Below are 12,639 nucleotides of genomic sequence, written 5' to 3'. Positions count from 1 at the left end.
AGCCCGACCCGCACCCCCCGGCACGCGAAGGACGGCGGCGGGCGCGTTCGGCGCTGCGCCCCGCCGCCGCCACCGGCCCCGCGAGGCGGCCGGTCCCGGAGCCACCGCCTCCCGCAGTGACCCCGGAGCCAAAAGGACCACTCAGCCCGGCAGCACCCACCTCTGATTGGCACCGCCATGGCAGGACCACAAGTGCAGCCTCGTACCGTCCGCCGACGAAACCCCCGAAGCGTCCAGGCACTTGCCGGAGGACGGGTTCTTCAACGTGCCGTCCGGCTGCGGCACCCACCTCTGCGCGCCCGTGCCGTTGCACCCGTACAGCTGGATCCTCGTACCGTCCGCCGTACCCGCACCGCTCACGTCCAGGCACTTGCCCAGCGCCCGCAGCGTGTCATCCGCACCGGCCGTCCACCTCTGCGCAGCCGACCCGTTGCACGTCCACAGCCGGACCTGCGTACCGTCCGCACCCGACCCGTCCGCCACATCGACACACTTGCCGCCGATGCCGGTGACAGCCCCCTCTTTGGGCCCGGTCGTACCGCCGAGCTCCTTGACGCGGATGTTACGGAAGGACACCTCGTCGCCCTCACCGTGGTTCTGCAGGCCGACGTGACCCTGCCGGAGGCTGCGGGCAGGGTCGGTATTGGTGAAGTCGTTGATCTTACGGCCGTTGAGGAAAAGCTGCAGACGCTCACCCTCGACCCTGACCTCATACGTGTTCCACTCCCCCGGCGGGTTCAGAGCCGCGTCCCGTACGGCCAGGTCAGCGGACTTGAAACCGTAAACCGCACCCGTCGTACGGTCAGGAGCATCGGTAGCGTCGATCTGGATCTCATAACCATTGCTCACCGCAGACCACGGGTCCTCAGAGGCCGGAAACCCCACAAAAACACCGGAATTGCCGTCACCCGCCAGACGCCAATCGAGCTTGAGGGAATAAGACCCGTACTCCCTCGCCTGATACCACAACAACCCCAGACCACCCCGCGAAGTCAGCGTGTGATCACTGTCGGCGAAGAACCCCGGACCCGCCTGCATTCGGTCGCGCGGGAGCAGCGCCCTATGGCGGCCGGGCTCGCGCTGACCGGCGGGTCGCGGGAGGGGGGGCCAAACCCGGACCAGCCCCGGTCGCCGCCGCCTCAGGATACCGTCGATGACCTTCAGCGGCAGGGGTGGACGAGGCAGGCGGAGCCCACCGTCACCCCTTGGTCCGGCATGGCTGCGCAGACGGACTGAGTGCCGACACGCAGGGCGCCGGATGCCACCCGCCGCGGGCCCCGGAGCCCATATGACCGATGCCCGCGTTAGGTGTAATGTCGCATTTGACCGCACGGCCGTGCTGCGCCTTCCGGACGACGAGGAAGCTTCCGTCCCCCGCCCCTCGCGGCCGGTCCAAGGATCTCCCAACCCACCACGCACATCTGCAAGGCGGAAGGGTCTGCCATGAGCAAGGTCACCACCAGCGACGGCACGCGCATCTTCTACAAGGACTGGGGCCCGCGCGACGCCCAGCCGATCGTGTTCCACCACGGCTGGCCGCTCAGCGGCGACGACTGGGACAACCAGATGCTGTTCTTCCTCGCGGAGGGCTACCGCGTCATCGCCCATGACCGTCGAGGCCATGGGCGGTCCTCCCAGAGTGCGAGCGGTCATGAGATGGATACGTACGCTGCCGATGTGGCCGCGGTGACCGACGCTCTCGACCTGAGCGGAGCTGTCCATATCGGCCACTCGACCGGTGGTGGCGAAGTCGCCCGGTACGTGGCGCACGCCAAGCCGGGGCGGGTCGCCAAGGCGGTCCTGGTCGGAGCGGTGCCGCCGATCATGGTGCGTACGCCGTCCAACCCCGGCGGTCTGCCCATCGAGGTGTTCGACGGGTTCCGCGCGTCCCTCGTCGCCAACCGCGCTCAGTTCTACTTCGACGTCCCCTCGGGGCCGTTCTACGGGTACAACCGGCCCGGCGCCGAGGTGTCCCAGGGAGTGATCGACAACTGGTGGCGCCAGGGGATGCGAGGAGCCGCCAACGCACACTACGAGTGCATCAAGGCGTTCTCCGAGACGGACTTCACCGAGGACCTCAAGGCGATCGACGTCCCGGTCCTGGTCGCGCACGGCACCGACGACCAGATCGTGCCGTACGACGACTCGGCGCCGCTGTCGGCCGAGCTGCTCAAGAACGGCCGCCTCAAGAGCTACGACGGTCTCCCCCACGGGATGCTGACGACGAACCCCGACGTGCTCAACCCCGACCTGCTGGCGTTCGTCAAGGAGTGAAGGAGCCGAGGCGTAGAGGCGTGGAGGAGCTCAGGAACGGCCCGATCGCCTTCGCACCTCGCCTCGCGTGGATGGCGGCGTACCGGAACCCCGGTGCGCCGCCATCCACGCGTGAGACGCGTCCCTACGTTCCCGTGGAGCATGGGTCGCAGCAGGAAGGAGCTGGGTCCACGCAGATGGTGACCGCGTCGGTGTTGTCGGTGGCGTCGGGGTCCTTCTCGTTCCCTTCAGCCGTCGCGGTGTTCGTGAGCGCGCCGGGCTTCGTGGCCTTGGCTCGGAGCACGAGCGTCGCCGTGGCACCGTCGGCCAGGTCGCCCACAGGCCAGCGCCCTGTCGTCGGGTCGTAGTCACCCGGGGTTCCGTCGGCGGAGAGGAAAACCAGGCCGTCGGGGAGCCGGTCGGTGACCAAGACACCGGTGGCCGGGTTCGGGCCGGTGTTGTGGACCGTGATGCGGTAGGTGACTGTCTGGCCGACGGTGACCGTGGTCGCGTCGGCCGCCTTCGTCACGGACAGGTCGGCGGCCGGTTTGACCTGGGTGATCTGCTCGTCGGATGTGGCCGTCAGAGGCTGCGGGGTGTCGCCGAGCCGGTTCTCGTAGGAGGCCGTCGCCGTATTGGTGATCTGCCGGCCGCCGCTCTCCCGGTCGATGACGACGCGGTACTCCACCGTGGTCCCGGCCGGCAGGGTCTCGGTGCTGGGCAGGCTGCCACCCGAGGCGCCCGAAGCGCCGTTGCCCAGGTGGAAGACGACCTGGTCGGTCTCGGCGTCGTAGTACGCCTGGTCGTCGCCCTGCGCGTCGCTCTTCGTCCCGGTGTTCGGGCCGTCCACGATGCGCAGGGAGCCGGGCAGGTACGTCGTCCCCTGCGGGATGACGTCGGTCAGGACGAGGTTCTCGGCCGCTCCCCCGCCTTCGTTCCTGGCGGTGACCCGGTAGGTGACGGTGTCGCCCACCTCCAGGGGCCCCGCCGGAACGGCGATCTTGGTGAGTTCCACGTACGGGGCGGTGCCGAAGAAGATGCCGTCCAGGAAGTTGCCGATGCCCTGATTACCGCCGGCGGCCGAGATGGAGCGGAACGCGAACCGCGTCAGCACCTGGCCCGCCGGAACGGTGTAGGTGCCCGTGTAGTAGCCCCAGGCGGTCGTCCCGTCGGTGAACCGCCGTTGCTCCACCGTGGAGCCGGGCGCGCCGATGTCCAGCGCCATGGTGTCGTCGCCCTGGCGGCCGCGGTGGTACAGCCGCCAGTACAGCGTCGTACCAGGCGTGCTCGGCAGGTCCTGGTAGAGCGTGGACACCTGATTCGCGTTGAGTTCGGCGAACTGGGCGCCGTGGGCCGCCGGCACCCCGTTGAAGCCCGACCGCCACAGCTCGATCCTGTGATCGTTCGCTGTGGTCAGCCAGCCCGGCACATACTTGGCCGCCTGCGTCTGTGAGGCGTCCGGCAGGATCTCCACCCCGGACACCACAGGTTCCTCGAAACTGCCGTTGGCCAGCGCGACGCGAAGTGGAGCGGAAGGTGTGGTCATGGTCTTCCCCCTCAGGTCGATGTCCGGACCCTCCGCAGCGGGACCGGACAGTCAGTAGCTCAAGGCATGCGGTCCGTTACGTAAAGCGACCACTGGCGGCCGCCGGCCAACCCCGTGCGCCGCGTTTCACGCTGCGAGCACCGGCTGTTGCCATGGGCCGATCACCGGTGTCGGAACGCTCCTGTCCCACTCGCCTCACGCCGCTCTTCCTCCACCCACGTCCTGGCCGGAAGCCCACCTTTTCCCTCCTGCACGGAGTGAAACAGCCGCCGGGCGGTTGACGCCGACGGCCGCTGCCGGAACGGGAGAGCGGCGTGCCCGCAGTCGGAGCAATTCGCGTCGGATGCGGGGCGAGGGACCAGGGTGAGCCGGGTGAGCAACGCCAGCGCTTCAGCACGCCCCGACCGTCTGATCACGTTGTCCGACGGCATCTTCGCGATCGCCATGACGCTTCTCGCCCTCGACGTCAGGATCGCGCCCGGCCTGGACTCCGAGCAGTTCCACGACGCGTTGCGCGAGAGCACGCCCCAGCTCGCCGCCTACGCGCTGAGCTTCCTCATCCTCGCCATCTTCTGGCGCGACCAGCGGCAGATCCTGCTGGTGTCCGCGAAGACGGGCGGCCTTCCCCAGCATCTGACGCTCGCGGTGCTCGGCGTGATCGCCATCGTCCCGTTTCCCACGTCCCTGCTGGCCGAGTACGGAGCGCGCGAGACGTGGGCGGTGGTGATGTACGCGGCGACCATCTGCGCCATCGACCTGCTGCAGCTGGCCATGTTCGCGACGCTGAGGGGCCGGCACGGTGTCCGCGCCGTGGGTGAGTGGCGGGACACTGCGGCGGACCTGATCGCGACGGTCGTCGTCTTCGGCGCCTCCGTACCCATCGCCTTCGTCGACCCGCAGGTGGCGATGTGGTGCTGGCTCGCCCTCTTCCCGCTGAAGGCCGTCCTCGGCCGGCGGGAACGGCGGCTGCGGAGCACCAGGGAGGAGGGCTGAGACCCATGCCGTTTCCGTACGTACGAGAGCACGCCTCCAGGACGGGTGGCCGGCACTCCGGTTCCTGGAGTGTGCGAGGAGCGGCGCCGGTCGGGCCGGGCGCCGCTCACTCGCCGCGCGTTCCGTTACGGCGCGTCCACCAGGACTCGTCCGTCGGCCGGCGTGCGTGAGGCCGCGCCGTTGGCGTAGAAGGATTCGACGCGGGACCGCTCGGTGGCGTTCGGGACGGCGTTCCGGCAGCTGGTACCGGCGCTCGAACCCGACATCAGCTGGGAGCACGGGCCGGGCTTGGTGTCCGGCAGGCCCAGGCTGTGGCCGAGCTCGTGCGCGGTGATACGGGTCTTGTCATGGCCTTCGGTGACGGCCTGGCTGCCCAGCTCCACCCGTACCTGGCCGCCCGGCCGTACCGGCCCGAGCGTGGCCTGGGGCCAGCCGTTGGTGGCGACGATCTGGATCTCGGCGCGCGTCCCGGGCGCGGCCTTGACCAGTTTGACGTTGCCCACGTTCGTGTTCCATGAGGCGACCCCGGCTGTGATCGCCGCCTGCCAGCTGCCGGCCCGGCTGTCGTCGTAGCGGAGGGTCACCACGGCTGCCGCGCTCTCCGTGACGCGCGGGGTCGGCGCCTGCGTGGCGTTCGCCGCCGTGACGGTGGTCAGGGTGATCAACGCGGCGATGCCGGCCGCCTTCAGGCCTCTCGAGTTCAGCATTGCTGTCCCTTCACTCATGGGGGGCTCGGCTCCGGGGCGGAGTCGAGAGTGCGGGGCGGATGGTTGCGCCAACTAGCCAATAGGGAAGGCCAGTTGCCGAACCTCCAGGACCGCAGAACCTATGCCCATCGCGAGGCGTTCGCCATGCTCCTGCCATTCCAGATAGGCCGGAAAGCACCGGTGTCGATTGCGGCTCGGCAGCACCTTCGCGTACTGGCCGAACCACACTCACGCAGCTGTGGCCGGATAGAGCCTGTCGCCATGAGCGCGGGACGGCACGGGAAGGGTGCGGTGGCGACGGCAGGGAACCGAGGCCGTTCCGTACCCTGAAGGCATGCGCATGCGCCCCACCCTGAGCTGGACCCCCACCGAGGAGGCGTCGCCGGGCACCACCGATCTGGAGCCGGTCGCCGGCGCCCTGGACAGGGGCGGTGTGCTGGTGCTGAGCGGGGCCGGCATCTCCACCGAGTCGGGCATCCCCGACTACCGGGGCGAGGGCGGGAGCCTGAGCCGGCATACGCCGATGACGTACCAGGACTTCACCGCCGAGGCCCAGGCCCGTCGCAGGTACTGGGCGCGCAGCCATCTCGGCTGGCGCACCTTCGGCAGCGCCCGCCCCAATGCCGGGCACCGGGCCGTGGCCGCGTTCGAACGCCACGGCATGCTGTCCGGCGTGATCACCCAGAACGTCGACGGCCTGCACCAGGCCGCCGGCAGCGAAGAGGTCGTGGAGCTCCACGGGAGCCTGGACCGCGTGGTCTGCCTCTCCTGCGGCACCTTCAGCCCCCGCCGCGAGCTCGCACGGCGGCTGGAGGAGGCCAACGAGGGCTTCGCGCCGGTCGCCGCCACGATCAACCCGGACGGCGACGCCGACCTCACCGACGAGCAGGTCGGGGACTTCCGCGTGGTGCCGTGCGCCCTCTGCGGCGGCATCCTCAAACCCGATGTGGTCTTCTTCGGGGAAACCGTGCCCCCGCAGCGGGTGGAGCGCTGCCGGGCACTGGTCCGCGAGGCGGACACGCTGCTGGTCCTGGGCTCCTCGCTGACGGTGATGTCCGGGCTCCGGTTCGTCCGCCAGGCCGCCCAGGCCGGACAGCCCGTGCTGATCGTCAACCGGGACCCGACCCGGGGCGACCGCCACGCCCTCACCCGCGTCGCGCTCCCGCTGGGAACGGCCCTCACCACCGTGGCCGACCGACTGGGTATTCCTGTCGACGACGGGTCGACCGCTATCGGGGAGTCAGGCCCGCACTAAGCCTCAGCGCCACTCTCCGTAACAGGCCGCCACGTTCCGTGAGGAATTTTCACCCATGTGGATGCTTTTGGCTAGTTTCCGGTCCACCAAGTCGGGTACCCCGCACTGAGGCGGAGCGCAGCGTTCCGCCTCGTGCACCACCCGTCGTTCTGGAGATTTCATGTCAGAGCAGCGCAAGAGTTCGTTCGCCACCGTCAATCCGTACACCGGGGAGACCCTCGCGGAGTTCCCGGCCATCGAGGGCGCGGAGGTGGATGCCGTCCTGGAGACCGCGGGCGACGCCTTCGACGCGTGGCGGAAGCGGAGCATCGAGGAGCGTGCCGCGCTGGTCGGGCGGGTCGCCGAGCTGATGAAGGAGCGCAAGGAGACCCTGGCGCGCCTGATCACCCTGGAGATGGGCAAGCTGATCTCCGAAGCGCGCGGCGAGGTGGACCTCGCCGCGTCGATCCTCACGTACTACGCGGAGCACGGGCCCGGCTTCGCCGCCGACGAGCCGCTCGACGTCGAGGAGGGCGAGGCGCATCTCGTCAACGAGCCGCTCGGGGTCCTGCTGGGCGTCATGCCGTGGAACTTCCCGCTCTACCAGGTGGTGCGTTTCGCGGGCCCCAACCTGGTGCTCGGCAACACCGTCCTGGTCAAGCACGCCGGGATCTGCCCGCAGTCCGCGCTCGCCCTGGAGGTGCTGTTCCGCGACGCGGGTGCGCCGGAGGGCGTCTACACGAACCTGTTCGTGAGCCACGACGAGATCTCGCGCATCATCGACAGCCCGGTGGTGAAGGGCGCTTCGCTGACCGGCAGTGAGCGGGCCGGGGCGCAGGTCGCCGAACGCGCCGGCCGCAACATGAAGCCGAGCCTGCTGGAGCTGGGCGGCAGCGATGTCTTCATCGTGCTCGACGGTGAGGGGCTGGAGCGTACGGTCGGTGCCGCGGTGGCCGGCCGGATGGCCAACACCGGGCAGAGCTGCGTGGCGTCGAAACGGTTCATCGTCCTCGCGGAGGTCTACGACGACTTCGTCGCGGGGATGCGCCGTGCGTTCGCGGCACTCACGCCCGGCGATCCGTCCGACGAGGCGACGACGCTGGGGCCGCTCTCCTCCGAGCAGGCCGCCTCCGACCTGGCCGATCAGCTCCGCGAGACCGTGGAGCAGGGGGCTGAGCTGGTGATCGGCGGCGGACGGATCGACCGCCCCGGGGCCTTCGTCGAACCGACGATCCTCACCGGCGTCAAGCCCGGCATGCGGGCGTACGCGGAGGAGCTCTTCGGCCCCGCCGCCGTGATCTACCGGGTCCAGGACGAGGACGAGGCCATCGCGCTCGCCAACGACAGCCAGTACGGCCTCGGCGGGTCCGTGTTCTGCTCGGACGTGGACCGGGGCCGCCGGGTGGCCGAACGGGTGGAGACCGGCATGGTCTGGGTCAACCACCCGACCTCGACCCAGCCCGACCTGCCGTTCGGCGGGATCAAGCGGTCCGGCTACGGGCGGGAGCTCTCGAAGCTCGGCATGCAGGAGTTCGTCAACCGCAAGCTCGTACGTGTGCTGCCGCCCGACGCCGAACTGCAGGGCATCGCGGGCTGAGCCCCAGCCCCGCCGCCGTACCCCGTCCGTCGCTCCAGGCCCACATGGCCGGACCGCAGGGTCCGCCCGGAGCGCCCTACGTACGCAACACGTGTCCGGCCCGCAAGGAGGACCGGCACGACCGCCCCTCCCGTACCCATCCCCCACCGCCTTCCGAGGCGTCGACAGCAAGGAGTTCATCGTGCCCGCAGTACCCGACATCACCCTCAACAACGGTGTGACGATCCCCCAGCTCGGCTTCGGGACCTTCCAGATCCCGCCGGAGGAGACCCGCGAGACCACGCTGGCCGCTCTGGAGACCGGCTACCGGCACATCGACACGGCGGAGATGTACGGCAACGAGAAGGAGGTCGGCCAGGCGGTCCGGGACTCCGGGATCGACCGTGCCGACGTCTTCGTCACCAGCAAGCTGAACAACGACGCGCACCGGCACGAAGACGCCCTGCGGGCGTTCGACCGCACCATGGACGAGCTCGGTCTCGAGTACCTGGACCTCTTCCTCATCCACTGGCCGCTGCCCGGTTCCACCTCGGGCGACTTCGTGGAGACCTGGAAGGCCCTCGAGGAGGTCTACCGGTCCGGCCGGGCCAAGGCGATCGGGGTCTCCAACTTCCAGCCCAACCACCTGCGCCGGCTCCTGGAGAGCAGCACGGTGGTACCCGCCGTCAATCAGATCGAGGTGCACCCCTACCTCACCCAGGACGCCGTACGGGCTTTCGGCGCCGAGCACGACATCGCCACGGAGGCCTGGTCGCCCATCGCCCAGGGCAAGGTGCTCACGGACCCGGCGATCACCCGCATCGCCGAGCGGCTGGGCCGGTCGGCCGCGCAGGTGGTGCTGCGCTGGCATCTGCAGCGCGGGGACATCGTCTTCCCGAAGTCGGTGACGCTGAAGCGGATCCAGGAGAACTTCGCGCTCTTCGACTTCGAGCTCACCGAAGGCGACATCGGTGAGATCTCCGCCCTCAACCGTGACGAGCGCACCGGCCCCGACCCGGACACGTTCAACGGCTGACCGGACGTCAAGGTGGTGTGCGAGGGCCCGGCCCCGGGGACAACCCCGTGGCCGGGCCCTCGCGCATCACGGACGGGCTACGAGGCGAACTTCCGCAGGTCGTCCGCCAGCGAGCTGATGGCCGCCGGGTTGCGCGGGCTCTCCACCAGGTCCACGTAGTCCAGGACGACGATCCGGTCGTTCTTGATCGCGGACACGTCGGCGAGCGGCTTGTAGGACTTCAGGAACGCGCGCTTCTGCGCGGCGGTGGTGTCACCGTAGTTGTTGATGACGATGACCTCGGGGTCGCGGTCGACCACGGTCTCCCAGCCCACCGTCGTCCAGCTGTCCTTGAGGTCCTTCATGATGTGGTCGCCGCCGGCCTTGGTGATGATGTCGTGCGGTCCGGCGTACGCGCCCGAGGTCAGCGGCTTGTCCTTGCCATCGTCGTACAGGAAGACACGCGGGCGGTCGCCGCCCTTCGGCGCCTTCGCCCGGGCCTCGTCGACCTGCTTCTGGAAGGACGCGATCAGGGTGTCCGCGCGGTCCTCCACGTCGAAGATCATGCCCAGGTTCCGCAGGTCGGTGTGGAGCGCTTCGAGAGGCGGCATGACTCCACGCGCCTTGCCCTGGCCGTTGCGGCACGATTCGCTGAGCAGGTACGAGTCGACGCCGACGCGCTTCAGCTCGGCGGGCGTGAAGCCTTCGCCCTCGTTGAAGCCGTAGTTCCAGCCGGCGAAGACCAGGTCGGCGCGGGCGTCGAGGACCAGTTCCTTGTTGATGCGCTCCTTGGAGAGCCACTTCGTCTTCCGGTAGCCGTCCTTCCACGGGACGGACGTCATGTCGCCCTTGTCGTCGGGCATCACGTAGCCGGCCATGTGGTCCTCAAGGCCGAGGGCGAACATGATCTCGGTGATGCCGACGTCGTTCGTCACGACGCGCTGCGGTGCCGTGTCGAAGCGCTTCCTCTCGCCGCAGTTCTCGACGGTCACCGGGTAGTGCCGGTCGGCCTTGTCACTGCCGTCCTTTCCGTCGGCCTGGGAGGTGACGTCCGCTCCGCAGCCGGTGAGGGCCAGGGCGGCGGCGAGCACGAGCGCTGCGGGGCGTATGCGGTTCTGCATGGCGGGTGAGGCTCCTCAAGGAGTGGTGGGAAGGTCGAAGAGCAGCTGGAGCGCGCCGGTCTCGGGGTGGGCGACGCGGTGGGCGCGTACGCCGAAGACCTCGGCCAGCAGCTCGGTGGTCAGGACGTCGTACGGGGCTCCGGAGGCGACGATCCGGCCGCCGTCGATGACGTGGACGAGGTCGCAGTGGAGAGCGGCGAGGTTGAGGTCGTGCAGGGCGGTGAGGACGGTCAGGCCGCTGGCGCGTACGAGCGCCAGGATCTCCAGCTGGTGGGCGATGTCCAGGTGGTTGGTCGGCTCGTCCAGGACCAGGACCCGGGGCTCCTGGGCGAGCGCGCGGGCGATCAGGACGCGCTGCTTCTCGCCGCCGGAGAGCGTGAGGAAGCCGCGTTCGGCCAGGTGGGCCGCGCCGACCCCCGCCAGCGCGTCGACACAGCGGCTGCGGTCCTCGTCGGTCGTCCGGGCCATCGGCCCCTGGTGGGGCATCCGCCCCATCGCCACGACCTCGGCCACCGTGAAGTCGAACTCCGCGCCGGCCTCCTGCGGGAGTGCGGCCAGCCGGCGGGCGCCCTCCCGTGCGCTCACGGCGTGCAGGTCCTCACCGCCGACGCGGACCGCGCCGGCGGAGGGGCGCAGGGCCCGGTAGACGCAGCGCAGCAGGGTGGACTTGCCGCTGCCGTTGGGACCGACCAGGCCGACGAACTGGCCCTCGGCCGCGCCCAGGGTCACCTCGTCCACCAGCCGTGCGCCGGCGATCTCGACGGTCAGCGCGTCGATGTCGATCCGCATCAGATGCCTCCGAAGGAGTAGGACCGGCGGCGCATCAGCAGGATGAAGCAGGGGACGCCGATGACGGCGGTGAGGACGCCCACCGGAAGTTCCACCGGCGCCAGCACGACGCGCGAGAGGATGTCCACCCAGATCAGCAGGACGGCTCCGGCGAGCGGTGCGACGGCCAGCAGCCGGCGGTGGTCCGCGCCCACCAGCATCCGTACGGCGTGCGGGACCATCAGGCCGACGAAGCCGATCGCTCCGCTCACCGCGACGACCGCTCCGGTGACGGCCGCGGAGACCAGGAAGAGCTCCTTGCGCAGTCTGTTGGGGTCCACGCCCAGCGCCGCCGCGGTCTCGTCCCCCATGGCGAGGGCGTTCAAACGCCGTGCCGACCAGGCGAGATGGGCGAGGCCGGCGAGTACCACGGCCGCGGCGATCGGTACGGAGGCCCAGTTGGCCCCGCTGAGGCTGCCGAGCAGCCACATCATCGCGGAGCGGGCCGCCTCGCCGCGCTCGGCCGCGAAGACCATGAACGTGGTGACGGCCGAGAAGCCGTAGTACATCGCGGTCCCCGTCAGGACCAGCCGCAGCGGGGTCAGTCCGCGTTCGGTGCGGGCGACCGCGTACACGAGCGTCATGGCGAGCAGCGCCGAGACGAACGCCGCCGTGGACAGGGCCCAGATGCCCAGCGCCCCCAGCGCACCGAAGATCAGGACGGCGTTGGCGCCGACCGCCGCTCCCGAGGAGATGCCGAGCACGAACGGGTCCGCGAGCGCGTTGCGGACCATGGCCTGGACGGCGACACCGATGGCCGACAGCCCGGCTCCGACGATGGCGGCCAGCACGGCCCGCGACAGGCGCAGTTCCCAGACGATGGTGTACGCCGACACCTCGTCGGGCCTGATGGCCCCGCCGGTCAGCCCGGCCCACAGATAGCGGAGCACCTCGCCCCAGGAGAGCCCGGACGCGCCGAGTCCGGCCCCGCAGACGAGCGAGAGCGGAAGGGCGAGGGACAGGGCGGCCAGGAGGACCGGCACGGGTACGCGGCGGGGTGGTGCCGGTCCGGTGCCGACGCGCGAGGGGCGCGACGGCTTGGCGGGTATGCGGTCGAGAGACGTGGCCACAGGGCGGTCGCTTTCGCCTCGGGCCGTACGAGCGCGCAAGGAGGAGCAGCCCGGACGGCGGCCGTCCCGCGCAGCGCCCTTCGCAGTCCACGGCGAATGGTCAGGAGCCTGTTCCGCCACGGGTGATCGGGCTTACGGAACCGGGGGTTCCGCCTACCGTTGCGGGTCAGCGCCGGACTTCGACCGGACTTCCCCCGTGGGGAGGACGCAGCATATCGGGTGCGTCTGCGCCGTTCTCGGGGCAGGGCTCCCGGGTGCCCTTGGATGCCTGTGTCATCGGGTGGCCGACGGTGCTG

At 70.0% G+C, this 12,639-nt stretch carries 10 protein-coding genes and 1 pseudogene; 5 read left to right on the top strand and 6 right to left on the bottom strand.

The genetic code is table 11. The annotated features are described in order from the left end of the window. Positions 1-141: 141 nt before the first annotated feature. Positions 142-1,035: pseudogene (locus tag ACQP09_RS33525) on the bottom strand (family 16 glycoside hydrolase); the annotation flags it as partial. Positions 1,036-1,443: 408 nt separating this feature from the next. Here ACQP09_RS33525 and ACQP09_RS33520 point away from each other — a divergent pair. After that, entirely contained in the window at positions 1,444-2,274 is an 831-nt protein-coding gene (locus tag ACQP09_RS33520) for an alpha/beta fold hydrolase (RefSeq protein ID WP_433406434.1), read from the top strand. A 124-nt stretch (positions 2,275-2,398) separates the two neighbouring features. Here the strand turns inward: ACQP09_RS33520 and ACQP09_RS33515 are convergent, their stop codons facing one another. Further along, the gene (locus ACQP09_RS33515; RefSeq protein WP_433406433.1) at positions 2,399-3,799 is read right to left on the bottom strand and encodes a DUF7507 domain-containing protein; all 1,401 of its coding nucleotides are present in this window, start codon (positions 3,797-3,799) and stop codon (positions 2,399-2,401) included. A gap of 363 nt (positions 3,800-4,162) precedes the next feature. Here ACQP09_RS33515 and ACQP09_RS33510 point away from each other — a divergent pair, with 363 nt between their 5' ends. Then, positions 4,163-4,792 (top strand): TMEM175 family protein, encoded by a 630-nt coding sequence (locus tag ACQP09_RS33510; protein ID WP_433406432.1) that lies wholly within the window; start codon positions 4,163-4,165, stop codon positions 4,790-4,792. 125 nt (positions 4,793-4,917) lie between these two features. On the opposite strand, the gene ACQP09_RS33505 is transcribed toward ACQP09_RS33510, so the two are convergent. Next, entirely contained in the window at positions 4,918-5,499 is a 582-nt protein-coding gene (locus tag ACQP09_RS33505) for a snapalysin family zinc-dependent metalloprotease (protein WP_433406430.1), read from the bottom strand. Positions 5,500-5,833: 334 nt separating this feature from the next. Here ACQP09_RS33505 and ACQP09_RS33500 point away from each other — a divergent pair, with 334 nt between their 5' ends. The 3 genes from ACQP09_RS33500 to ACQP09_RS33490 all read left to right on the top strand — a co-directional run bounded on the left by ACQP09_RS33500 (position 5,834) and on the right by ACQP09_RS33490 (position 9,345). Further along, positions 5,834-6,754, top strand: a complete 921-nt coding sequence (locus ACQP09_RS33500; RefSeq protein ID WP_433406429.1) for an NAD-dependent protein deacetylase — start codon at positions 5,834-5,836, stop codon at positions 6,752-6,754. A 160-nt stretch (positions 6,755-6,914) separates the two neighbouring features. Further along, positions 6,915-8,330, top strand: coding sequence for an NAD-dependent succinate-semialdehyde dehydrogenase (locus ACQP09_RS33495; RefSeq protein WP_433406428.1), 1,416 nt, complete (start codon positions 6,915-6,917; stop codon positions 8,328-8,330). A gap of 181 nt (positions 8,331-8,511) precedes the next feature. Then, positions 8,512-9,345 carry an aldo/keto reductase gene (locus ACQP09_RS33490; protein WP_433406427.1) on the top strand — a complete coding sequence of 278 codons (834 nt, stop codon included), beginning with the start codon at positions 8,512-8,514 and terminating at the stop codon, positions 9,343-9,345. Between the two features lie 77 nt (positions 9,346-9,422). Here the strand turns inward: ACQP09_RS33490 and ACQP09_RS33485 are convergent, their stop codons facing one another. Genes ACQP09_RS33485 through ACQP09_RS33475 form a run of 3 tightly spaced genes read right to left on the bottom strand, consistent with a single transcriptional unit; the run spans position 9,423 to position 12,343 of the window. Further along, positions 9,423-10,445 (bottom strand): ABC transporter substrate-binding protein, encoded by a 1,023-nt coding sequence (locus ACQP09_RS33485; RefSeq protein ID WP_433406426.1) that lies wholly within the window; start codon positions 10,443-10,445, stop codon positions 9,423-9,425. 15 nt (positions 10,446-10,460) lie between these two features. Continuing rightward, positions 10,461-11,234 (bottom strand): ABC transporter ATP-binding protein, encoded by a 774-nt coding sequence (locus ACQP09_RS33480; RefSeq protein ID WP_433406425.1) that lies wholly within the window; start codon positions 11,232-11,234, stop codon positions 10,461-10,463. Then, positions 11,234-12,343: a FecCD family ABC transporter permease gene (locus tag ACQP09_RS33475; protein WP_433406423.1), complete on the bottom strand. Its 1,110-nt coding sequence runs from the start codon at positions 12,341-12,343 to the stop codon at positions 11,234-11,236. The genes ACQP09_RS33480 and ACQP09_RS33475 overlap by 1 nt, the downstream gene beginning before the upstream one ends. Positions 12,344-12,639: the final 296 nt, after the last annotated feature.

Source organism: Streptomyces sp. CA-146814 (assembly GCF_050942385.1).
GTDB lineage: Bacteria > Actinomycetota > Actinomycetes > Streptomycetales > Streptomycetaceae > Streptomyces.
Note: the sequence above shows the minus strand (reverse complement) of the source record. Positions and strands in the feature narration are given on the sequence as shown.

What these genes read in the sequence shown, in the direction of transcription:
- ACQP09_RS33495 (WP_433406428.1), top strand. Translation starts at nt 6,915, where the DNA reads ATGTCAGAGCAGCGCAAGAGTTCGTTCGCCACCGTCAATCCGTACACC.
- ACQP09_RS33500 (WP_433406429.1), top strand. Translation starts at nt 5,834, where the DNA reads ATGCGCATGCGCCCCACCCTGAGCTGGACCCCCACCGAGGAGGCGTCG.
- ACQP09_RS33520 (WP_433406434.1), top strand. Translation starts at nt 1,444, where the DNA reads ATGAGCAAGGTCACCACCAGCGACGGCACGCGCATCTTCTACAAGGAC.
- ACQP09_RS33485 (WP_433406426.1), bottom strand. Translation starts at nt 10,445, where the DNA reads ATGCAGAACCGCATACGCCCCGCAGCGCTCGTGCTCGCCGCCGCCCTG.
- ACQP09_RS33480 (WP_433406425.1), bottom strand. Translation starts at nt 11,234, where the DNA reads ATGCGGATCGACATCGACGCGCTGACCGTCGAGATCGCCGGCGCACGG.
- ACQP09_RS33505 (WP_433406430.1), bottom strand. Translation starts at nt 5,499, where the DNA reads ATGCTGAACTCGAGAGGCCTGAAGGCGGCCGGCATCGCCGCGTTGATC.
- ACQP09_RS33515 (WP_433406433.1), bottom strand. Translation starts at nt 3,799, where the DNA reads ATGACCACACCTTCCGCTCCACTTCGCGTCGCGCTGGCCAACGGCAGT.